16 protein-coding genes are annotated in these 23,756 nt (G+C 36.0%); all 16 read right to left on the bottom strand.

Annotated features, from left to right (window positions below):
- Nucleotides 1-7: 7 nt before the first annotated feature.
- Complete coding sequence (locus tag AVL50_RS16405; protein WP_063850754.1) at nucleotides 8-3,109, bottom strand: TonB-dependent receptor; 3,102 nt, start codon at nucleotides 3,107-3,109, stop codon at nucleotides 8-10.
- Between the two features lie 103 nt (nucleotides 3,110-3,212).
- Nucleotides 3,213-4,436 (bottom strand): hypothetical protein, encoded by a 1,224-nt coding sequence (locus AVL50_RS16410; RefSeq protein WP_157491368.1) that lies wholly within the window; start codon nucleotides 4,434-4,436, stop codon nucleotides 3,213-3,215.
- A gap of 176 nt (nucleotides 4,437-4,612) precedes the next feature.
- On the bottom strand, nucleotides 4,613-8,848 hold the full coding sequence (locus AVL50_RS16415) for a discoidin domain-containing protein (RefSeq protein ID WP_082795864.1): 4,236 nt from the start codon (nucleotides 8,846-8,848) through the stop codon (nucleotides 4,613-4,615).
- Between the two features lie 284 nt (nucleotides 8,849-9,132).
- Nucleotides 9,133-10,428 carry a glycosyl hydrolase gene (locus AVL50_RS16420; protein ID WP_172826856.1) on the bottom strand — a complete coding sequence of 432 codons (1,296 nt, stop codon included), beginning with the start codon at nucleotides 10,426-10,428 and terminating at the stop codon, nucleotides 9,133-9,135.
- A gap of 1 nt (nucleotide 10,429) precedes the next feature.
- Nucleotides 10,430-11,491: a family 16 glycosylhydrolase gene (locus AVL50_RS16425; RefSeq protein WP_062617591.1), complete on the bottom strand. Its 1,062-nt coding sequence runs from the start codon at nucleotides 11,489-11,491 to the stop codon at nucleotides 10,430-10,432.
- A gap of 109 nt (nucleotides 11,492-11,600) precedes the next feature.
- Nucleotides 11,601-12,584, bottom strand: a complete 984-nt coding sequence (locus AVL50_RS16430) for an Ig-like domain-containing protein (RefSeq protein WP_062617592.1) — start codon at nucleotides 12,582-12,584, stop codon at nucleotides 11,601-11,603.
- A gap of 569 nt (nucleotides 12,585-13,153) precedes the next feature.
- Nucleotides 13,154-16,300 carry a M4 family metallopeptidase gene (locus AVL50_RS16435; RefSeq protein ID WP_062617593.1) on the bottom strand — a complete coding sequence of 1,049 codons (3,147 nt, stop codon included), beginning with the start codon at nucleotides 16,298-16,300 and terminating at the stop codon, nucleotides 13,154-13,156.
- A 474-nt stretch (nucleotides 16,301-16,774) separates the two neighbouring features.
- A complete protein-coding gene (locus tag AVL50_RS16440; RefSeq protein WP_253764296.1) occupies nucleotides 16,775-17,008 on the bottom strand; it encodes a cysteine-rich CWC family protein in 234 nt (77 codons plus the stop codon).
- Nucleotides 16,999-17,709, bottom strand: a complete 711-nt coding sequence (locus AVL50_RS16445) for a sulfite exporter TauE/SafE family protein (RefSeq protein ID WP_062617594.1) — start codon at nucleotides 17,707-17,709, stop codon at nucleotides 16,999-17,001. Before AVL50_RS16445 ends, AVL50_RS16440 begins: the two co-directional genes overlap by 10 nt.
- 2 nt (nucleotides 17,710-17,711) lie before the next feature.
- Nucleotides 17,712-18,152, bottom strand: a complete 441-nt coding sequence (locus tag AVL50_RS16450; RefSeq protein ID WP_082795865.1) for a FixH family protein — start codon at nucleotides 18,150-18,152, stop codon at nucleotides 17,712-17,714.
- Between the two features lie 25 nt (nucleotides 18,153-18,177).
- Entirely contained in the window at nucleotides 18,178-19,791 is a 1,614-nt protein-coding gene (locus tag AVL50_RS16455; RefSeq protein WP_062617596.1) for a 4Fe-4S dicluster domain-containing protein, read from the bottom strand.
- A gap of 244 nt (nucleotides 19,792-20,035) precedes the next feature.
- Entirely contained in the window at nucleotides 20,036-20,908 is an 873-nt protein-coding gene (locus AVL50_RS16460) for a cbb3-type cytochrome c oxidase N-terminal domain-containing protein (RefSeq protein WP_062617597.1), read from the bottom strand.
- Nucleotides 20,909-20,942: 34 nt separating this feature from the next.
- Nucleotides 20,943-21,185, bottom strand: coding sequence for a hypothetical protein (locus tag AVL50_RS16465; protein ID WP_062617598.1), 243 nt, complete (start codon nucleotides 21,183-21,185; stop codon nucleotides 20,943-20,945).
- A complete protein-coding gene (locus AVL50_RS16470; protein WP_062617599.1) occupies nucleotides 21,172-21,369 on the bottom strand; it encodes a hypothetical protein in 198 nt (65 codons plus the stop codon). The genes AVL50_RS16465 and AVL50_RS16470 overlap by 14 nt, the downstream gene beginning before the upstream one ends.
- Before the next feature lie 63 nt (nucleotides 21,370-21,432).
- The gene (gene ccoN, locus AVL50_RS16475; protein ID WP_062617600.1) at nucleotides 21,433-23,598 is read right to left on the bottom strand and encodes a cytochrome-c oxidase, cbb3-type subunit I; all 2,166 of its coding nucleotides are present in this window, start codon (nucleotides 23,596-23,598) and stop codon (nucleotides 21,433-21,435) included.
- A complete protein-coding gene (gene ccoS / locus AVL50_RS16480) occupies nucleotides 23,552-23,734 on the bottom strand; it encodes a cbb3-type cytochrome oxidase assembly protein CcoS (protein WP_044206551.1) in 183 nt (60 codons plus the stop codon). The genes ccoN and ccoS overlap by 47 nt, the downstream gene beginning before the upstream one ends.
- Nucleotides 23,735-23,756 lie beyond the last annotated feature (22 nt).

Here is a 23,756-nt window from a genome sequence, read left to right on the forward strand (position 1 = left end):
CGATTTGTTAGAAAGAAATATTTAATCCTAATAAGTACGATTTAGCCTGTGGATATGAACCATAATCATAACCTGTCCAGATACCGCCATGACCAACTTCTGGGTCCATTCCTGAGTATTCTGTGAAAGTCAATAAATTATTGCCTGACACATAAACTCTAAGCTTGCTCATTCCTAATGCATTACTCAATCGTTGTGGCATAGTATATCCAATCTGTATGTTTCTAAGACGTAAATAAGAAGCATCTTCCACATGTACCATATCATTTAGACGAATGAAGTTTCTATTGTTATCCTCGTAAGAGAAAATAGGGAAATTGTTTGTTGAGCCTTCACCTGTCCATCTATCTAGATAACGTATAGGGTAATTCTGTGCTTTAGTAAGGTCGATTCGCTGATTACCGTTGATCAATTTCCCTCCTGCTTGACCTTGCCAAAACATGGCAAAATCAAAACCTTTATATTCCATTCGTATATTCAAACCATACATCCATGAATGAACGGGTGATCCAATATTTGTTCTGTCATCATTATCAATAACACCATCTCCATTCAAGTCTACAAAACGGATATCACCAGGTACTGCTTTATCATTACCGTCTTTGTTGAACATTTCATTATAAGCATCTGCTTCAGCTTGGTTTTGAAGAATTCCATCTGTTTTCCATCCAAAGTAAAACGGCATAGCATGACCTTCTTGAATCATAAGCTGTCCTTCTCCAAAGTGCATAGATGGACCTGTAAACCTGCCGTCTTCATTCGCCACTTCAACCATTTTATTATCATTGTATGCAAAGTTTCCTGTGATATCATATGTAAATTCGCCCTTACGTTTGGAATATGTCAATGCAACTTCAATACCTTGATTATTTACTGTACCTAAGTTGAAAATAGGTCCTCCCACACCTGTAAAAGCAGGTACAGGCTTAGTACCTAAAAGGTCTTTTCTTTGACGTGAATAAAGGTCTATTGAAGCAGTTAATGCATCGTTGAAGAAACCTGCGTCAATACCCATATTTATCTCTTCGGCAGTCTCCCACTTCAAGTTAGGGTTCGGCATTCTAGTAATACCATAACCTGGGTTCAAGCTTTGATTTTCTCCGTTACCATAAGAATATGGTGGAGTTTGATCAAATAACTCTAGATAACCAAAATCTCCAATTCTCTCATTACCTACTCTACCCCATGATGCTCTTAGTTTTAAAAAGTTCACTGTCTCGTTATACTTTAAGAAATTCTCTTGTGAAAGAATCCAACCTGCCTGTACTGAAGGGAAAAAACCGAATTTATTGGCTGCACCAAACCTTGATGAACCATCATATCGGGCAATTACTGAAAGTAAATACTTTTCTTTATAATCATATGATGCTCTACCAAAGTAAGAGACTAAACCATGCTGTGCCATACCACCACCAGCTCCTTGTGTTCTATCAGCTGTACCATTGTTTACCCATGCATAATCCCAACCATTGATCTGCATATTTGTTCTTGAAGAAGAATTGTCTTCAGACTCCCAAGTTCTTACAGTATTTCCTGCTAAAAAGCTCAATTTATGGTCATTGATTTTTTTACTATATGAAATAATATTCTCCCATTGTAATGTAGTATAAGTACCTTGATATTGGTTTACTCTTGATGCATCTGCATAAGTCACATTATTATAATACGCTTCAGGCGAATAACCTCTGCCATACCAGTTTCCTACATCTACTCCCAAGTCTGTTTTAATAGATAAACCTTCAATACCTGGTGTTAATTCCAAAAACATGTTCCCTATAAACTTGTTATTCTTATTCTCCCCATAGGTATTTTCAATACTTGCTAACGGATTAACTATCTCACGTAATGATCTATCTGATATGCCATAGAAGTCACCATTACTATTTCTCACTGGCAAAACATCCATGTTCTCATATTGCTCAATTTTAGAAGGGTCAGTTTCTAATACAGGAGTAAGAGGATCATGCAATAGAGCATTTTGTAAAACACTACCAAACTGATTGTTTTCATTAATTCCTTGAGATTCTTCCCTTACAAAACTCATATTTGTACCTATTTTGAAATACTCAGAAACTTTATGGGAAGCATTTAGACGGACAGTGAAACGTTCAAATTTAGATTTTTCAGGTGCAACAATTCCTTCTTGACCAAAGTAACCAATACTAGTCATATAGTTTGATTTAGCTGATCCTCCTGAAAACTGTAAGTTATGGCTTTGAATTGGTGCTGGCTCGAATATTTCTCCCTGCCAATCTGTATCAATTGTATTGTTTAGAATTTGATCCTCAGAAAATGGTAATAATGCACCTCCATTCTTTGCTCCCTCGTTATGGAATTCCATATACTGTTGAGCATTCATCACTGGTACTTTTCTCCAAGCCTCCTGAATACCATAATAACCATCATAAGAGACTGTACTTACACCTTCTTTTCCTTTTTTGGTCGTTACTAATACAACACCGTTAGCTCCTCTTGAACCATAAATAGCAGATGAAGCCGCATCTTTTAGTACTTCAATAGATTCAATATCTGCAGGGTTCAAGAAATTGATATTATCAATCTGAATTCCATCTACCACATACAAAGGAGTATTATCTCCATTTGACCCTGTACCTCTCACCCTAATATCAATACCTGCACCAGGCTGGCCTGAAACTGGAGTTACTAATACGCCCGGCGTTTTTCCTTGTAAAGATTGTGCAGCATTTTGTACTGGTACCTGTGTAATATCTTCTGATTTTACTGAAGCAATGGCTCCCGTTACTACACTTTTCTTCTGAACTTGATAACCTACTACAATCACTTCGTCAAGTTGTTCTACATCCTCCTCCAAACTCACATTGATAGTCGATTGGTTATTGATGGCTACTGTCTTTTCTTTATATCCAATAAAAGAGAAAGACAGTTCAGTTTCTGAAGACTCAACAAGTAAACTAAAATTACCACTTAGATCAGTTATTGTTCCTTTTGTAACACCTTTTACTTTTACGCTCACTCCCGGAATCGGGGCGTTTTGATTACTATCTACCACCTTACCCGTTACCATTCTAGATTGGGAAAAGGCTATATTGCTGATCAATAGTAAACTCAGAATTAGGAGTTTTTTCATTGTTTTCATTTGTATTAAATATTCATCTAAAAAATTTAGCTTTTGAAGCCTATTTGTTTTTTGAAGAGGCGTAAGTATATATTCCATCCTATTAGATGAAGGACTAGAATACTAACTTTTCCACCTTTTTATTTTTCTCTGTAATGACATTGCTGTTTTCTATTTTGAATTGATAGCAACCAATCAATATTGTAATGACTAATACTAAAAGGTGATATGAATTCTGGCTAAAGAAGTCTCCTATAGAGGTTACATTTTCTCTCATTATTTCATATATCAATGTGATGAACAATAAGAGACAAGAAACCATATCGGACTTATTTAATATCTTTTGAAAGTAGTTGTAAAATGAGAGTAATAGCACGATGACAACGATGGGCAACACGATAAAATATTGCCTCCATATATTTTCTAGAAAATTGTTCTCAACCCCTTGGTAACCTAAAGCAATAACACACCACAATAGAATAATATGCTGAGTTTTAACTTTCTTATAATTGCATTGATATAAATGAGGTATGATTGTGAGAATTAAGGCAATATGTAAAATCACAAAAAGATTACGAATCAGTAAAATGTATTTGAAGTCAGCATCAAACCAAAACTGAAAAAGATAAATGTTGCTTGATAAAAAAAGAATCAGAATACCCATCAAAAATAGTATAAATGATGTTTTCTTTCTATCAAGAAAAAGTACCCATGCCAATGCTACAAGGAACAGTATTCCCAAAATTCCATATTTTACACCTATCAAAAAATGGTGCTCATTATTTTCTTGAAAAAAGATATTATCACGTTGTAATTCGAAAGAAAGTTCATTGTTATGAGCATTCATAAAATGAAGATATAAATCAACTATAGTATGGTCTTCTACATCATTAAGTTTTTCTAATGAAAAAACTGTTGGCTTTGTAAACGGTGAAGAATAAAAAGCATCTGCCTTGGTAAGGTAGGTTATAAAAAAAGTAGAGTCGCTTTGTGTTTTTCCATAAACTTCTAAATCTGAATGATTGTTCTTCAACTCAAAAAGCCAATGTCGTTTGTTTAAAAATGAAGTTTTCAGTGAGATTTTAGCCCAGTATTCTTCATTGTTTCTTAATGATTTTTCTTTTGAATAGGTCTGAAAGTTCTTTGAATATTCTCCTATCACTTCTTTTAAAGTAGAAGAAGTACTTGATGTAAATAATGCGATTTCCTGATCAGCTACTTTATATTGATCAGCAAAAGAAGAAGGATGAACTACTTCATTTCTTTGCTTTCCAACTGTACAAAGGGGAAATAATAAAACAATAGTATAAAATATATTAAGTTTAAAAATTAGATTCATCCTTCTCTTCATTATCTAAACACACTGATTTTCATTGATCATTTCAACTGTAAGCACTAGGACATTTTATGATCTGTCCTAGCACTTCACTCTCATTACTGAAATTACAGTTGATTGGGTATACACATCTATTCAAATTGTTTTGAAGAATCAAAAACGATTGTTGTCAATACTTTTTACCTCTTCTGGATTTTTGCCGAATAAAATTGACCATTGGCTTTGTATCTGATCAAATAGAACCCTGCCTGCAAATCTGAAAGATTAAATTCCTTTTGCATTACTCTGTATTCTTTCAACAGTTTGCCTTCTATTGTGAAGATCATCAATTGAGAAATTGTACCATCAACTTTCAATGTATTGATCACAGGGTTAGGGAAGAAAGTGATTGAGACTTTTTCATAGATCCCGTTAGATAATACAATCGACCATTTCGCATAAAGGGTAATATCTTCAGAATTAGTGATCGTAATTTCCTCAATTCTATTTTCAAAACCTTCATCCAAGAACCATCCATCAAATATATATCCTTCTCTTACAGCTGACTGTAATGCTACTACATCACCATCAATAACTGTAGCAGGATTACTATGCTCAAAACCTTCTACATAGTTAATTGTATTTATTCTTAACCACTTACCGTAAATTTTCATATCACCTGTTGAAGAGGCTGTAATTGATGTGATTTGATTTGAGAACTCCACATCTGTGAACCACCCACCAAATACATAACCTTCCCTGATTGCATCTGTTAATACAAATTCATCACCACCATCATAACGCAAGGGGTTAGTATGTTCAAATCCATCGACATAATTGATTTCAAAAATTCCAGGAAAATTACCTTCTGCCTTTTTGCCATACACTTCAAACTGATAGAACTTAAAACCCCAATCTTCAATGAACCTCTTTACGCCCTGAACTCTAACAAACCGAGCAGTACCTTGTAACGTTAATTGGTGTTTCAGATCGTTTTCAATTACATGTCCTACTTGAGTATGTATAGTAGACCAAGTTTCTAGATCTGAAGAAACCTGGATTTGGTATTCTTCTGCAAAAGCACCTTCCCACTGAATGATAATTCTTTCAATATCATAGTAACCCAACAGATCTACATACCACCAGTCTGTAGTATTATCTGCTACATTTGACTCAAATAAAGAAGAATAATCTCCGTCATTACCTCTACTAGCTTCACCAGCTCCAGCATATGATGGTTTATCCAGAGATAACAAACCTGGAGCACTTGGATCTTTCTCCCACTTTGCATAAAGTGTTAATTCTCCACTCATTGTAGCTGTAATTTCTGTAATTGGAGAGGTAAATTCACTATCAAGAAACCATCCTTTGAAAAGATAATCCATACGGCTTGGGTCTTTTAATACAAAACCTTTTCCTTCGGTATAACTATTTGGATTCTCATTAGTAAAAGCATCTACATATGACACCGTATACACTTCAGGCCCTTGATCAATAGAGAGTGTACCCATCACCTCTATTTCAAATAAACTATAACCATAGCCTGTGCCTCTCTTAATTCCCTTTACTTTTACAAATCTACCGGCACCCGCAACAGGGTGATTTACCAAACCAACTTTCCCATTCTTCTCACTATGGATTACTGTCCAAGCTTCACCATCTTCTGATACTTCCAAATTGTATTCTTTACCAAAAGCACCTTCCCACATAAGGTTAATCTGTCCAATATCATAGCGTTTTACAAGATCAATTGATATCCACTCTTCATCCGTACCATTACTTTCCCATCTGGTATCCATATCACCATCTACAGCTCCTTCACCATTACCACTGCTTGTCTGTGTTTTTTTCTCTAACGCTACATTTGTTGAAGTTTTTCCGGTGGCAGTCCACTTTGCAAACAATGTTAGCTCTCCTTTTGTGGAAGGTGTTATTTCTGTGATTGCAGTAGTATAAGCATCATCAGTGTACCAACCTTCAAAGATGTAATCCAAACGAAGTGGATCTTCAAAAGTCAGTGTTGATCCTTCTTCGTAAAGACTTGGATTATTATGGAAATAACCATCATTATAAGTGATTGAGTAACTATCTGGAACTTCAGCTGTAGACTCCTCTCCATAAACATTTACTTCATAGAATTTGAATCCATGAGGTGTCGCTCTCTCATTACCTAATATTCTCACATATTTACCAGTGCCATGTACATTGAAGATGTGTTCTAATTTTAGTTGACCGTTATTTTCTACAACAGGTTCAGTTTGATGATGAATAGTAGTCCAAAGCTCCCCGTTATTGGATACTTGTATTTCATAGTTGCTCGCATAAGCTCCTTCCCAATAAATCGCTACTCTTTCAATATCATAATTACCTTGAAGATCTACATACCACCAATCTGTACTTGTATCCTCTAGGTTAGACTCCATAATACTTTCATAATCTCCATCATTTCCAAATGAAGCATCTCCAGCTCCTGATATTGACGGTTTATTTAGTGAAATTAAAACAGGAGCATTGGGATCTATTTCCCATTTTGCATATAATGTCAAATGCTCTGTTGAAGTAGCTGTAATCTCTATGATCTGATTTGTCAATTCAGCATCTAAAAACCAACCTTTAAAAAGATAGTCTAGTCTAACTGCATCTAGTAATGTTACTGTACTACCTTCGACATATGTGGAAGGGTTTGAATGTATGTAAGCATCAGTATAAGTTATAGTATAAACAGCAGGACCTTGATTTTCTGACTCTTCTCCATACACTTCAAACTCCCAAAAACTATAACCAAAACCAGTACCTCTTTCAATACCTTTCATTCTCACAAAACGTCCCGAACCTATCACTTCATGCAAATTAACACCAACTTGACCATCAGTTTCATGATGAATAACTGTCCAGTTTTGAGCATCATTTGAAATCTCTATATCATATATTTTTCCAAAAGCTCCTTCCCAATTAAGCACTACTGATGTGATATCATATGTTTTTTCTAAATCAATATATAACCACTCTGTATCACCTAAAGCACTCTCCCACCTTGTCTCTAAATCTCCATCTACTGCCAAATCTCCCTCACCAGAACTTGAAGCAGTTGATTTACCTAAAGCGACATTTACGGGTACTCCTTCTGATAAAGTCCATTTGCCGTAAAGTGTTAAATCTCCTGTTGTTTCTTCTGTAATTACAGTTACTTGAGTAGTGTATGTATCCTCTAAATACCAACCATTAAAATCATAATTCTGACGAGTTGCATCTGATAAAGTCAATTCTGTCCCTTCAGTATATGAAGAAGGGTTATCATGAGCGAAACCATCAATAAACCTAATATTTGAAACTGTAGGACCTTGTTCATCAGATAAAGTACCATATACCTCAAACTCATACAAACTAAACCCATAACCTGTTGCCCTGGTGAAACCATTCATTCTCACAAATCGCCCTGTTCCTGTAAGTGTTATTTCTTCTATACCTCCTACACCTTCAGTTTGTGAAAAGGTAACAGTCCAATTTTGAGCATCATCAGATACTTCTATATCATAGGTATCACCATAAGCTCCTTCCCAATTCAATACTACTTGTGTGATATCGTATCTTTGTCCCAAATCAACGTATATCCATTGATTATCTTCATGAGAACTCTCCCACCTTGAGCCTAAATCACCATCTACTGCGGCATTACCATCTCCGGAGCTTGCGGTAGCTGGTTGGTTCAATGCTAAATTGATAGGTACTCCTTCTGATAAAGTCCATTTACCGTAAAGTGTTATATCACCTGTTGTTTCTTCTGTAATTACAGTTACTTGAGTGCTATAATTATCTTCCAGGTACCAACCTAAAAAATCATAATTATTACGTGAAGCATCCTGCAATGTTAATCCTTCACCTTCTGTATAATTCAAGGGATTATCATGTGTATATCCATCGATATAATTAATGCTTGAAATAGTTGGCCCCTGTACTTCTGATAGCGTACCATATACTTCTAGTTCCCACAAACTGAACCCATAAGAAGTCGCTCTTGTAAAGCCGTTCATTCTTACAAAACGACCAGAAGCAGTAATTGGAAGATCTTCTATACCACCTGCTCCATCTGTTTGTGAAAAAGCAATAGACCAACTTTGGCCATCATCTGACACCTCAATATCATATGTTTTACCGAAAGCTCCTTCCCAGTTCAATACTACTTGAGTGATATCATACCTCTGCCCCAAATCAACAGAAATCCATTGATTATCCTCATGAGCACTTTCCCACCTTGAACCTGTATTACCATCTACGGCTGCATTAGCGTCACCTGAACTTGAAGAAGCAGATTTGTTGAGAGCAATATTCTCACTTGTCAGCTTGATTGATTTTGTACTGAAATTACTGTTGGCATTTACAGTATTCCAGCCCAAAAAGAGCATAGTGAGCAATACAAAAAATGTATTTTTTCGCATAGTTATTCTTTTTTAGTTACGTTGTTAATGATTTATATACAATAGTTCTTTACCTATATCAGGCTCTTTTTTTAAGCAACATTTTTGTCTCCTTATTGATTGCCTTTATTGTCTTTCATTTCATACCTAACCAATATTAACATACACAGAAAACCTTCTCTTAATTGGTCTAAATTTAACTATCTTGAAAATTTAATAACTCCAATAATGTATTGACAGCACATTAAGAATAATCAAGAAAAAAGTTTACTGCTGATAGAAATATTTTTCAGATAAATAGGTCGTTAATTATTAAAAAGAAGCCAGTTAATAGATATTGTACCTACATTTTGTGTAAGTCGTATTGTATGTTTTCCTGCAGTTAACTGAACAGGAGTTGAATAAGTATTCCAAATAAAATTTTCAGATGTGTTAGTAATATCCATGGTTACTGTTTCTACTCCATCTACTGCCATAATTAATTGTGCATCAATAAATGAAGCATACCTGATATCCAAGTTATATTCTCCTTCTTTGGGCACATATAATTGATATTCTACCCATTGTCCTTTGAAAAAGTTATACAATTCTAATGTCTCATTTGGTGATTCAGTAGTTCTTCTTACACATGGACCATTTGTCCAACCTGCTTCTCCCACTGATTCAGAAATACTCATATCACTGTAATGCTCCGCTTCAATTCTCTGACCTACGCCAAAATAGTTTTCTTTATCAAAAGAAGACATTTGGTTGTAAACCATTCCAAGTTCAGTCAGTTGGACATCTGATGTTTGTTTTAATAAAAACATATATGGAAAAGTATCCTCAGACCCTCCTCCTCTTGGTATAAACCATGCATAACGGTATACATCTGGATCGCTTTCTAAATAATTCAAGGCATCAGACATATATCTTAATTGACTTTCAGGTGTAACATTCCCTTCCCAAGCACAAAACTCTGTCAACCAAATAGGCATATTGTATTTTTTAAACATTTCAACGTACCTTTTTAAAGCTGCTACACTTGTCATATAACAATGAATGGAAATGCCTTCAATACCATGATCTGGTACTAATTCAAAAAATTCATCCAACCATTTAATCGGATCATGATATCCCTCCAATGTGCCATAATTCATGGCCGGTGAAATGATCTTCAAGTTCAATTCCTCTGCAATTGCTTTTACATCTCCCCATCTTTCCGCCGCTTGTTGAGGCGTCATGTTTGCCTGATCAGTTAAATTTGGTTCATTGAACGCTAATAAGTATTTGACATCAGGATTCTTTTGAACGTATGCTCTTATTTGATCTGCATTGACACCATTCCACGCCATAGGGCAAAACTCTATATTCTGTTCTTTGGTCAATGGAATGAATTTATCATATTGTAATGGACTCCAATTGTAGGACCATGAAATACCTTCACCCAACACTGTCACATCATCCTCATATTTAAAAGCAAAAGAAACTCCTCTTTTCTCACTTCTTTTTTGAAAACCTTCTACCACAGGCAAGTCCTCATCCTCTCCAATAATGTTATCATCATTGTTCTGCATACAAGCAGTGAAAATGAACAAAAATAAAATTAAATTGTATTTCATATTACTCAACATCTTTTAATTGGTACACTCTTACATAATCTACTTCATATAAAACAGGAGCTTCAAAGATGGTATCATCTATACCCATAGCTCCTCCCCATGCTCCACCAACAGCTAAATTCAGGATGAAGAAAAACTCCTTATTGAATGGCCAGTCTCCTGCTTCTTGAATTTGTTTTGTCTCTGCAAATGTTTTAGTTAACTTTCCATCAACATATATATGTATACGATCATAACCCATAAACTCATTTTCAACCCACTCCATAGTAAACGTATGAAAATCGTTAGATACTTCTTCGTCAAAAACTTGCTTGCCATGTACATTCTGCCCATTCATACCGTTTTTATTTTTGGTATGTAAAGCACAATGAAAAGTATTGGGCTCAAACCCTACATGTTCCATGATATCAATCTCTCCTGCTTCAGGCCAATGACCATACCCCAACATCCAGAATGCCGGCCATGTACCTCTTCCTCCAGGTACTTTAAGTCGAGCTTCAACTTTCCCATACCTGAAATCTCTTTTATCTTTTGTGATGATTCTAGCGGAAGTATACTCTCTTCCTTCATATTGTTCTTTTCTCGCTTCAATGGTTAGTATACCATCTTTCACTCTAATATTCTCAGGTCTGTCAGTATAGTATTGTAATTCCTGGTTTCCACCTCCCCATCCATTTACTTCGTAGGTCCAGTTATCAAGGTTCAGTTCATCACCATCGAACTCATCTTGCCAAACCAATTCATAAGCTCTTTCCGGTACTGTAATTGTACAAGTGGCTACCTCATCTCCAATAATCACAGAAATAGTAGTTGTTCCACTTTGATGTGCTGTAACCACACCATGAAACACAGTAGCAATAAACTCATCATCTGTTGTCCAAACAACCTCTTCATCGGATTGTGGAGCACTTAATATTGTAATTTTGTCTGATTGCCCTACATTAATTGTCAAGGCAGTATTTGATAGCTGTAATTCTTTTTTTTCTTCCTCTGTTAGGGAAGAAGTTTCCGAGGCACAAGCAAAGAAGGATAATGAAATCAGAAGAAGTAATAATTTTTTCATTGCGATAATTATTGCTTCAATCGTAGGTAATTCGATTGAATATTTAGTTAAAAAAGCCAGATTAACAACAGCCTTTAATTATTTATAAAGGCTGTTGATAGAGTATACCTTATTTTTTCTTATAGAAGAAAATGGCATCCATATCTACTGTATCACCAGAATTACCACCTGCTAAGAAGGCAAGAATGTTTACATCACTAAATGCTTGATTGTAGAATAAACCTTGCTCATGGAAGTAAGTAAGAGGAACATTGATTTCTTGCCACTCTCCGTTACGCTCAAAGTCACCATAAGGTGCTACTCCATCACCATCAGGTCCTGAACCTAATACCACTTTCGCTTCAGAAATACCGTCACCAAAAATCAACGTATAAACTGTTGAAGGGTTAGCACTTTTCATTGCAATGTGGAAGTAGTAATCTTCTGGAGCATTGAATAAAGGAGTCATATCTACTTCACCAAAACCAGGGCCTACATTATAACCAGCACCTGACCATCCAGCACCACCAACGACTAAACTCATCCAACCTTCATCTAAATCAAAATAGTTTTTTCCTACAGATTGTCCAGGTGTCAAAGTACCATCCCAGATATAAAAATTCTTATCTACATCATCGGTACGTAAATCATAAGCTACTTTTGATTCGATTGTTTTAAATGCTGTCTCATCTAAAGAGATTACATAGTAGTCTTCTCCTTGTAATACTTCTGGTACAGGATCTAACCCTCCGCTTCCTTCGTCTTCATATACAGTTACTGCACATGTAGCTGTAAAAGTACCATGAGAAGCTGCTACAGTCGCTGCCCCAACTTTAAGTGGTTGAATATCTCCATCAGCTACTGCTACTACTGATGGATCAGATGAACTCCATGAAATTGCTCCTGATACACCTTCAGGCTGCAAAGTCGCTTTTAAAGAAGCAGATGTACCTAATGCTACACTTAAAGTAGTTTGGTCTAACGTAATTCCTGTCACTTCTGGAGTTACTTCTTCTTCTTGTCCTCCAGTTTCATTGCTAGAACATGATACAAAAAATGATGTCCCTATTAAACCTAATAGAACAAATAATGCTGATCTAAAATTAGTTGACATAAGTAAAAAATTAAATAAATAGTGTATGAATAACTTTTTAGTTCATGAGAAAGGAAATTGATTTTTCATCAGATAAACAGAAGTTGTTTTCATTGTCATTTCATAAAAAATTTCCTTTTGAGAGGTTTTAAAAAAGCCTGCTTTGAACTTTCAATACAATTTTAGGTGTAAAACAAACACCAACAAAAAAGCTCATGTCAACTAAATCTTTACAAGGTAAAAAAACATGTCAACAGACACTCAACAAAAATATAAAAACCTCTAATTAACAACACTTTAAAGACGAAAAGTTAATCAAAAAAAACATTAATTATCACTTAAATAAAACAGAAATAACACTTACATAGCAACTCAACAACCTATTTTTTAAGCTATGTTGTAGTCATGGTTTTAGTTTTTTTTTATAAAATTGAAAAGTTGATTTCGCTTTTATATCAAACACCTATTATAAACCAGCATTTCGATGAAGTAGATACTTTTAAAAAAAAGAAAAGCCACCTCTACGAGAGGTAGCTTTAGCTATTAAATTATCATTTTATTCTAATGTACTAACTATAAATATCGAAGTGTTATTCTATAATAAACTTCTTCGTTTTTGACTCTAATGCATTGCTAACTTTGATCAAGTACATACCTTTTTGAAGGTCTTGTACTGGAATCGTCAATTTCTCAGTATCTATTGATTGAGAAAGTACTTTTAATCCGTTTACATTGTAAATAGACAAGATGCCATTTCCTATAAATGAATTTGCACTTATATTGATGATCGATTTAGCTGGGTTTGGATATACATTGAAAGGCGAATTGATCAACTCATTTCTCAATGATTCTCCTCTAGTGTTTGACAGGTTTTGAGCTACTGTATTAATACTCGCACTGTTTGAAATATTGACAGTATAATCTTCTACTTCACCATAAGTGAACGACTCACAAGGTGTTGAAGCACTTCCGTATTTCATAGCAACTCTCATACGAGTAAGACCAGTTTGTGCTGAAGCTGGAATAGTCTGTGTTGAAGACAATAAGTTAGCACTGCTTGAGGAACCTTGTACAAATAATTCATCTGCATCTTCAAAGTCACCGTCTTGGTTATAATCTATCCAAACTGACCAGTATACTGTGTAGGCCGTTCCACTATATGCTGCACTGAACGAGATTGTCTCATCAGTTCCTTTCACAAGTGTACCCGCACTCAATGAAGTATAATCGGCATACCCACCATCTGCATTACTGCTGTTCGAAAGAGAACCAAATCTTACATCATCAATCCAGAAATAAGCATCATTATTTCCATTTGACGCACAGTAATTGGTTGGGTTTCCACCACCACTTGTTGTTGTAAATGTGGCAGATGAAGAGAATGAAGAGCTTCCAGAAGTACAATTTGAAGCCACTTGTACTTCGTACGTTGTAGAGGCCGATAAACCGCTGAATGAAGCTGTATTTGTAGTAGCTGTGTAAGTACTCCAAGTACCTCCCTGTGTTCTTAATCTAACCGTAAAATCATTGGCAGCACTTACATTATTCCAAGATAATTCTACTGTGCTTGATGTTACTGCTGTAGATGCTAGCCCTGTAGGGACAGTACAAACTGCACCTTGAGAACCTGACGTGATTTCAACTGCATAATCTTCTACTTCACCATAATCAAATGACTCACAAGCTGTTTGAGCTCCATTGTATTTCATTGAAACTCTCATTCTTGTAGTAGTGGCATCTGTACCAGAAGGGATCGTTAATGTTCCTGTTTTTGTTGTATTTGAAAGTGATCCGCCATCAAAAACAAGCTCATTGGCATCATCAAAATCTCCATCTGCATTTAGATCAATCCAGATTTTCCAGTACTCATTATATGCTTGATTTGAGAATCCAGGAGAAAGTGAAACATTGTAAGTATTTCCAGCTTCCAACGTCACTGACTTAGTTGATGAAAAGTCATTGTATCCACCATTTGTTCCTGAAGTGTTCAATAAGTCTCCCACTGTTACATTCGCAATCCACTCATAAGATGCGTCGCCACCTTTTGAAGTACAATACGATGACGCTTCTCCATATTTTGCCCCAACACCTACAGCGTGCCAAGCGTTAGTCGTTTGAATTTCCTCGTTTGAACCTGCTCCATAAAGGTCTACTGCAGATTGAATAGAAAAAGTACGAGCATCTGCAAAAGTAGAGTTGGAAGAAAGATAAACAGCCTCTGTTCTGTAAGCAATTCTTCCTGCTTTATCAATACCAATTCCTGATACAGAGTAAGCAGTTCCTAAATCATTTGTTGCTGTTTTACCAACAGTCAGCAAATAGAACCAGTAGTTTAATACACCACTGTTGATATGTACTCCGCAATAATCATTGTTTCTTGTTGGTGTTCCGCAATTTGGATTATACCAGTTCGTACCACCGTAAGTGTCAGGCTGATTTTCTGAATTAGGATCACTCATCGAACGTAACGCCTGACTTGTAGATCTTCTTTCAATATCTTCTCCAATCAACCAAATATCTTTTTCTGGCGCTGCATAAGCTTCAACGCATGCTGCCCAAATATCAGAAAAACCTTCATTCAGTGCACCTGACTCTCTTTGATAAACAAGGTTTGCTGTTCTTTCACATACAGCATGTCCAATTTCATGTGCCGCTACATCCAAGGAAGTCAAAGCGTCAAAGTACGTATCACTACCATCTCCGTAAGTCATTACTGACCCATTCCAAAATGCATTGTCATAAGCATTATCATAGTGAACGTAACTTTTGATAGCTGCTCCATTGCCATCCCAGCTATCTCTGTTATGTGCTGACATGAAGTAATCATAAGTCATTTGTGCACCCCAGTGTGCATCTAATGCCGCATTATCTTTTTGAGAATTATTCCATTCTGCAGAAGTCCAATTGTTGTCATTATCAACAAAATCAACTGCTTGATTATAGTTCGTTCCCGTATTCATATCGTACGTTTCAATACCCTTTCCTCTTGAATAATCTCTCAATCGATAAGAGCCATTATAAGAGTCCGTATTGCTTGTTTTTGTTCCTGAATAACGTGTAACGAGTGATCCTTCAGCAGTAGCATGTTTGATGATAGGATTCATATGTACCACTTCACCTGTTTTAGCATCCACATACACATATGATCTGCTCAAAGGCTTCTCAGCGTAGATGTCAAATTTGTAGGCCAAGACAGGTTGAAATCGAACTGCTTTATCTGAGGCCTCATAATTTGGTACAATAACCAACTCTCCTTTTGGATAAAAAGAATTGTGCTCTCCCTCAGACATTTTGAATGCAATTTCCTTTTCATCAACTCTTTGCCACATGTATTTTGTAGCACCCACTGACTTTAGGGCCGCACTCAATGCTTCCTCCTCTGACAAAGATGGTTTGACAGATTGCAGTTGAATGGGTTTCACATGATGAACAATTGACAAAGGATTTTCCCCTTTGAAGTTTAGAGTATACCCACCATACTCTACTTTTATGCCGTTAAAAAACTCTTGAAATCTTCGATGACTAATGCCTAGTTCATCAACTTGTGTTTCAATTTGTCTAAAACTACTTGGAGTCCCCAAGTCTAATCTTTCTCTAAGTACACTTTCAGCTTGCTGGAGAGTAATTTTTTGTTTTCGGTCGTTACTGCTTTGATCGAGACGTATTAACTCTTGTGCTTTTAAGTTAGTGATGCTGAAAATTCCTAATAGAATTACAGCGAGTAAAACTTTTCTCATCGTTTTAGTTAAAGTTATTGAATTGGATTTATTAATGCCTGTTAGCAAAGGCAATTATTATATAGTTAGTAAAATAGAATAATGATATTTCTTCAATAGCTGTGCACAAATATATTGAAGTAGTTTTTTAAATCACAAATTACAACTTCAATCAAAAGCATTACAATCAAAGCAAATCTACTTAAAATACAATTCAGATATTTGGTGAAATATCCTTCACTTAAAATTTTATCTGTTTCAACAAAAATGTCGATTAAAGAACAGAATCCGTTATTTACAATCAGTAAAACTCATTTTACATAACAAACTACACTCTTGTTTTTATTCTAGATAAACTATAGAATATACAATCTATTTTTTTTTTAGTTTTTTTTAATGAAATACATATTCTGATCAACTATTGATTTTTTGGCATAAAAAAATGCCATGAAATAGGATCTCATAGCATTTTGATTATACAAATTTTCGATTAATTCATGACTTCTGAATTTGCTCTTTTCTGTATTTTATCTGCAAATCCAACATACATGCCGCACACAAACATTCATCGTATTCCTCCCTCATTTTCTGTGTTTCCTCATAGGTCAATTTTACTTCATAACATTGACATTGAGTAATATTTCCCACCTTACATTCGAATGTTTTTCCACATCTTTGACATGTTTTGATTTCGTGTTCCGGCATTTTCTCCTCTTTTTTTAATGACATTTCATTTCCACTTGATCAGCGGGTTTTTCATCTATCCCCTCTGATGATTGATGTATATTATAAGCTCTCCACAACAATAAAATTCCCATTGCTAAAAACAATACTGGATAAATTTTTCTTACATTGTTTCGAACTTTTGTTTCGATAAACTGACCTGCTACTGCAACAGCAAACATCATTGGGATCGTTCCTAGCCCAAAGGCAAACATATAGCCCATGCCCTCGGTGACACTACCTGTAGACAATGCCGTGAACATTGCCATATACACTAAACCACAAGGTAAAAAGCCATTCAGTACACCTATACTGAAGAAGGTATGCCACTTTGCCTGACGCATAAACTTCCCTAGCTGTTTTCTGACAAACTGAAACCATTCCCCTAAGAATGGAATCAATTTCAATAACTTATCAGGGTTTACAGAAAAAACTCCGAAAGCAATCATCATTGCGGCTAAAAATAGTGTCAAGTATACTTGATAACCAATCAGCCATGATAAACCTTGTCCTAAGAGTCCTGCAAAAGCACCTAATAAGCTATACGTAAATGCCCTACCTAGATTGTACAATAAGCGGTCGATAACCAACCTAGGACCCGTTGCTTTTCCTCCTTGAATTGCTAAAGCAATAGGACCACACATCCCCAAACAATGGAAACTGCCGGCAAATCCCAATCCCAATGCAGTAAGATATAATTCCGTCATCTTTATAGAACTAATGCTTTCTCAAATAAGTAATCTACTCCTGTGTCTGAAAAATTGACTTGAATGATCCATCTTCCTTTCACAATTCTTGAAGCATCTATATTCTGTGTATTCTCAGCATTCAAATCTAGTTTCACATTAAAGTCTAAACGAGAATCTGATGGTCTGAAAAAGCGGATATTTCCCTCTGTTTTTTTCAATTCAGAAGGAAGAATAATATCTACAGTTCCTTTTTCTCTATTTAAAGCTATAACAGGCGCAGCTGATAATTTCTTTGTATTTTCTTTCTTCTGAACCGTTTCTTCATAGCGTTGTTCCTCTGCATAGTAATCTTTAGATACCATGTTTACAGGCACCGTAAACATTTTAATTACCAATCCAATCATAGTCACTCCGAATACACAGAAGACTATTACTACTCCCCAACCCCAGTTTAATTTCATGTTTGTTCTCTCTAAAGTTTGTTATTTATTTCTTTATAGGTCCAAGGAAATTTGTGGTCACTTCATCCAATTCCTCTTCTCCATTCATAATCTTGATGGTGATTTTGTTCTTCATTCCATCAAGGTTTTTAGGGTCAATATCAATAAAGAATACACCATCTAAGTGAGCTCCTTCTTTTAATTGCATATCACCTCCGGCAATGGTAATTTTTCCTTCTGGATCTACTAATACTACATCCAAATCGTCAAAACTATTATTGCTCTTATTTACTAATTGTATGGTATATAAATTTCTAATATCTCCGTTTTCGGCTTTCTGGAAAAGCATACCTGGTGCTCTTAAGACCGTTACCTCAACATCTCCTCGTTTTACTAAGGCCAACGAGATCGCCCCTACCAAAATCAACAATACGGCTGTATAGGCTTTGATTCTTGTCGTAAATTTAAATGGCTTTCCTTTTTCAATATCATTAGCGGATGCGAAACGGATCAAACCTCTTGGCTTGTCAATTTTATCCATCACTTCATCACAAGCATCAATACAAGCTGTACAGTTCACACATTCTAATTGAGTACCATTTCTAATATCAATACCTGTTGGGCAAACATGAACACACAATTTACAGTCAATACAATCACCTAAAGGCTGTTCTTCTGTAACTGAAGGATTCACATCTTCTAATGTCATTTTTCTCACCGTTTCTTTTTGCTCCGAAACAGGTGATTTCACTTCCTCTACTTCAGCCTTCTTGATTTCTGGAAGTGGGCTTGGTTTTGCTTTTGGCTTTTTCGCTTTGCCAATGATCGGCTTCACAGAAGATGAACTCCCACAGCCACCACAACCTCCTGCTGTTGCTTTTTTCTTCTTTAGTTTTCCTCTTGGTTCTCCTCTTACATGGTCATATGATATCACAATAGAATCTTTATCAAGAAATACGCCTTGCAAACGACCATAAGGACAAACCTGTGTACAAGCCTGTTCTCTAAACTTAGCAAATACAAAATAGAAAATACCAGCGAAAGCAATATGTGCCAAGAATACTGGCCAATTTTCAGCGGGCTTACTTGTCATCATTCCAATCAAAGCATCACCTCCAACAATGTAACCTAATACCATATTGGCAATGGCTAAAGAGAAGACAATAAAGATTGTGTGCTTTGTTCCCTTCTTTAATATTTTTTCCTGAGTCCAAGGGGACTGGTCTAATTTTCTTTTCTGATTAGCATCGCCTTCAATCCAATATTCTATTCTACGGAATACCATTTCCATAAATACGGTTTGAGGACAGGTCCAACCACACCAAACTCTACCATAAACCACTGTAAAAAGTACAATGAATATAATTAGTGCAATCATAATCAAAACAAACACAAAGAAGTCTTGAGGGACAAATAGACGTCCGAAGATCACAAATTGCCTTTCTATTATGTTCATCATAAAGAAAGGTTGTCCATTAATTTTGATAAAAGGGCCAACAAAGAAGAAAGCTATTAGGATGTAGGCTACCCATTTTCTTGCATTATAATATCTACCGCTTGGCTTTTTTGGGTACAACCAAACTCTTTTACCGTCCGCATCAACTGTTGATATACTATCACGAAATGATTCAGGTGATTGGGAATGTAGATCTTTTCTCATGACTATAGGTCGTTTTGATAATTTGTTCAGTGGTGGATAATTCTGAACAAACTTTTATTCCTGCTTATTCCAAATTTAATGAAATTGGAACTCACTTAGAGTACCCTCTTAACACATATTTTCAAATTAAAAATAGAGGTTTAAAAGACGAACTCAAGTACTTATATATGATGATATGTTAATATATAAAAAGTATAAAAAGGGTAACCTCTTAAGGCTACCCTTCTATATCTTCAAGCAATTATTACATTGCTACTTTTTCTCCTTGAGGTGCTTTCGCATTTGGAGGATTTGTACCTTGCAAGCTTAAAATATAGCTTGATACCTCTTGAATTTGTAATGGTGTCAACTTCGCTTCCCAAGCTAACATACCTTTGGCAGTTACACCATATTTGATCGTTTTGAAGATGCTTTTCACATCACCTCCATGTAACCAATACTCATCAGTAAGGTTTGGTCCAACACCACCTTCACCTGCACCACCGTGACAAACTTTACAGTTAGCATCGAAAGCTTTTTTACCTGAAGCCAATGCAGCTGCTTCTACTACAGCCTCTACATTTGTTTCATCAATAGAGTTAGCCATTGTAGCTAGGTATTCTTTCTTTGCAATTTCAGCTTGCTCTACATCATAGTGATATTCGGCGATAGATACCGGTTCAGCATCTGTTTCACCCCACCAGTGATAAACACCAAGGTAACCGAATGCTAAAACGATACAACCATAGAACAATGCTTTCCACCAAGGCGGAAGATCGTTGTCCAATTCTTGAATACCATCATAATTGTGATCCATGATGATATCTTTTTCCAAAGCGATTGGTTTAGCAGCATTAATTCTTGCTAAGAAACCTTTCCACCCTGTTTCACCTTCCATTTCGAAGGCTACATCTTCAGCTGTCTTAGGAGCTTTTTTCAGGCTTTCTTTCACAATGAAAAGAAGACCTAAAGCTACAATAATGATAGCGAAGAATAGTAAAACTAATACTGATCCTAAAGTATAAATAAGTAAATCAAAATTATCTATACCATAAACCAGCTGCTCTGATGCCCAAGCTGCATTACCAGTAAGCGTAAGAGCTAAAAGCGATAATATTTTTTTATTTGCAGATTTCATGACCTGTTCAGTTTGAGAGTCAATAGCTTGTTACCTATTGAGCCGTATGTTTTTTTGTAACAACTACAGTATAAAAGACCAATGCCAATACTAGGAAGATTAAGAAAAAAACAATAATCGCAAACCCTAACAATGTTACTGCCCATTCGCTTGCATTCATCATGTTTAATGATTCCTGCATTGATGACGCTGCAAAAGTTGATGAAGCGTTTAATAAGATTGCACTGATTGTCAATACAAATGACAATAATGGCTTTGAAAGTTTACTTAAATTCATTTGTGCTGTCATTTTCTTTCTCTTCGTCTAAATCTAAAGGAAGGTTGGATATTTCAGACACTGTATCATTTTTCATCTTAAAAGCATAGAAACTCCACGCCAAAAAGAAAACAAAAAAGATAAGGAATCCGATGACCGGAAAAATATCAATCCCTTCTATAGATCTAAGTACATCTTTATACATAACTACATGTTATTCAGAATGTTTACTCCCAATATCAAAACATCAGGAGTAAACATATCTAATCTATTTTAATGGAAGGTTACTTGCTTTACCTGCGTCTATACCTAAACGCTGTAAGTAGGCAATCAAGGCGACAATTTCCTTACGAGGGGCAGTGTCAGCACCGTCATTAATTAAGCTTTCAGTAATTTCGTCTGCTTGCTTATCTAAATCAGCTACCGCTTTGTCCTCATAACCTTCTTCATATGGTACACCCAAGTTTCTCATCAATGAGATTTGAGCAGGAACGTCATCAACAGAAATGTCATCCTCCAATAACCATGGGTAAGATGGCATGATTGAACCTGGAGACATTGAACCTGGATCCAACATATGGTTGTAGTGCCATGAATCTGGATATTTACCTCCTACTCTTGCTAAATCTGGACCAGTACGCTTAGAACCCCACTGGAATGGATGGTCATAAACAAACTCACCTGATTTAGAATAATCACCATATCTTTCAGTTTCAGAACGGAAAGGTCGGATCATTTGAGAGTGACATAAATAACACCCTTCTCTGATGTAAATGTCACGTCCTTTTAATTCAAGAGGAGTATATGGTTTCACCGTCGCAATTGTCGGTGTATTTTCTTCTACGAAATAAGTTGGTAAGAATTCTACAAGACCACCAATTGAAATCGCTACGAAAGAGAAGATTGTCATTTGGATAGGACGAGCCTCAATCCATTCGTGCCATCTCTTCACGTTGTGCGATCCTTGTAATGCTGGAGCACTTGCTTTTTCTTCTTCTAATAAGTTACCTGACTTAGCCGTCATATAGTAGTTATAAACACCTACTAAAGCACCTACTACATATAATAAACCACCCACTGCTCTCAACATGTACATTGGTACAATTTGAGTGACTGTCTCTAAGAAGTTAGGATACTTCAAGAAACCTTCTGGAGTGAATTCTTTCCACATTAATGACTGTGTCAAACCTGCCCAGTACATTGGTACTACATAAAATACAATACCTAATGTTCCTAACCAGAAGTGAACGTTAGCCAACTTCAATGAGTGAAGTTTTGTACGGTACATCTTAGGGAACAACCAGTATAACATACCGAATGTTAAGAAACCGTTCCATCCTAAAGCACCTACGTGAACGTGAGCAATTGTCCAGTCAGTGTAGTGTGTTATAGCATTAACATTTTTGAAAGACAACATTGGACCTTCAAAAGTGGCCATACCGTAAGCTGTCAATGCAACAACCATAAACTTCAGTACAGGTTCTGTACGAACTTTATCCCAAACACCACGAAGTGTCAATAAACCGTTCAACATACCACCCCATGATGGAGCAATCAACATTACTGAGAATACAGTACCTAATGACTGAGCCCAGTCAGGAAGTGCAGTGTATAATAAGTGGTGAGGTCCAGCCCAGATATAGATAAAAATCAGTGACCAGAAGTGAATGATGGATAATCTGTATGAATATACAGGTCTGTTAGCTGCCTTAGGTACGAAGTAGTACATTAAACCTAAATAAGGAGTAGTAAGGAAGAATGCCACGGCATTGTGACCATACCACCATTGTACTAATGCATCTTGTACACCTGCAAAAACAGAGTAAGAATTGAATAATGATAACGGTAATGATAAACTGTTTACAATGTGTAATACAGCTACCGTTACGAATGTTGCCAAGTAGAACCAAATTGCTACATAAAGGTGTCTCTCACGTCTTTTGACCAATGTCATGATCATATTAAGACCAAAAACTACCCAAATTACGGCAATGGCGATATCGATCGGCCATTCTAATTCGGCATATTCTTTACCTTGAGTAAAGCCTAATGGTAAAGTAATTAAAGCGGATAAAATAATTAACTGCCATCCCCAGAAATGAATCTTTCCGAGTAGATCACTGTACATTCTTGCTTTTACCAAACGTGGTAATGAATAATAGATACCGGCAAACATACCATTACCTACAAATGCAAAAATCACTGCATTGGTATGTAGTGGTCTAAGTCTACCAAAAGTCAACCAGGCTTGTTCTCCTATGTTGAAAATTGGGTGAGCGAGTTGTAATGCTACTAATAGTCCCACTACCATCCCGGCTATTCCCCAAAACATTGTAGCGATTGCAAAATTCTTCACAATCACATTGTCGTACGAAAAATGCTCTAAGTTAGCGCTCGTCGTCTCCTGCTTGTGTTGCTGTTCGTTGTCGATCATCTTCTTCGAATAATATTCGGATGCTTGGAGTGTATGTATCCTCATACTGATTAGATTTCACAGACCAAATGAAGATCCCGAGAAAGATCAGGGCTACAATCAAGCTGATTCCAATCAATACGATTATTGCACTCATAAGATATTTAAATAAAAAGAGT

The sequence above is a fragment of the Flammeovirga sp. SJP92 genome (assembly GCF_001583495.1).
GTDB lineage: Bacteria > Bacteroidota > Bacteroidia > Cytophagales > Flammeovirgaceae > Flammeovirga.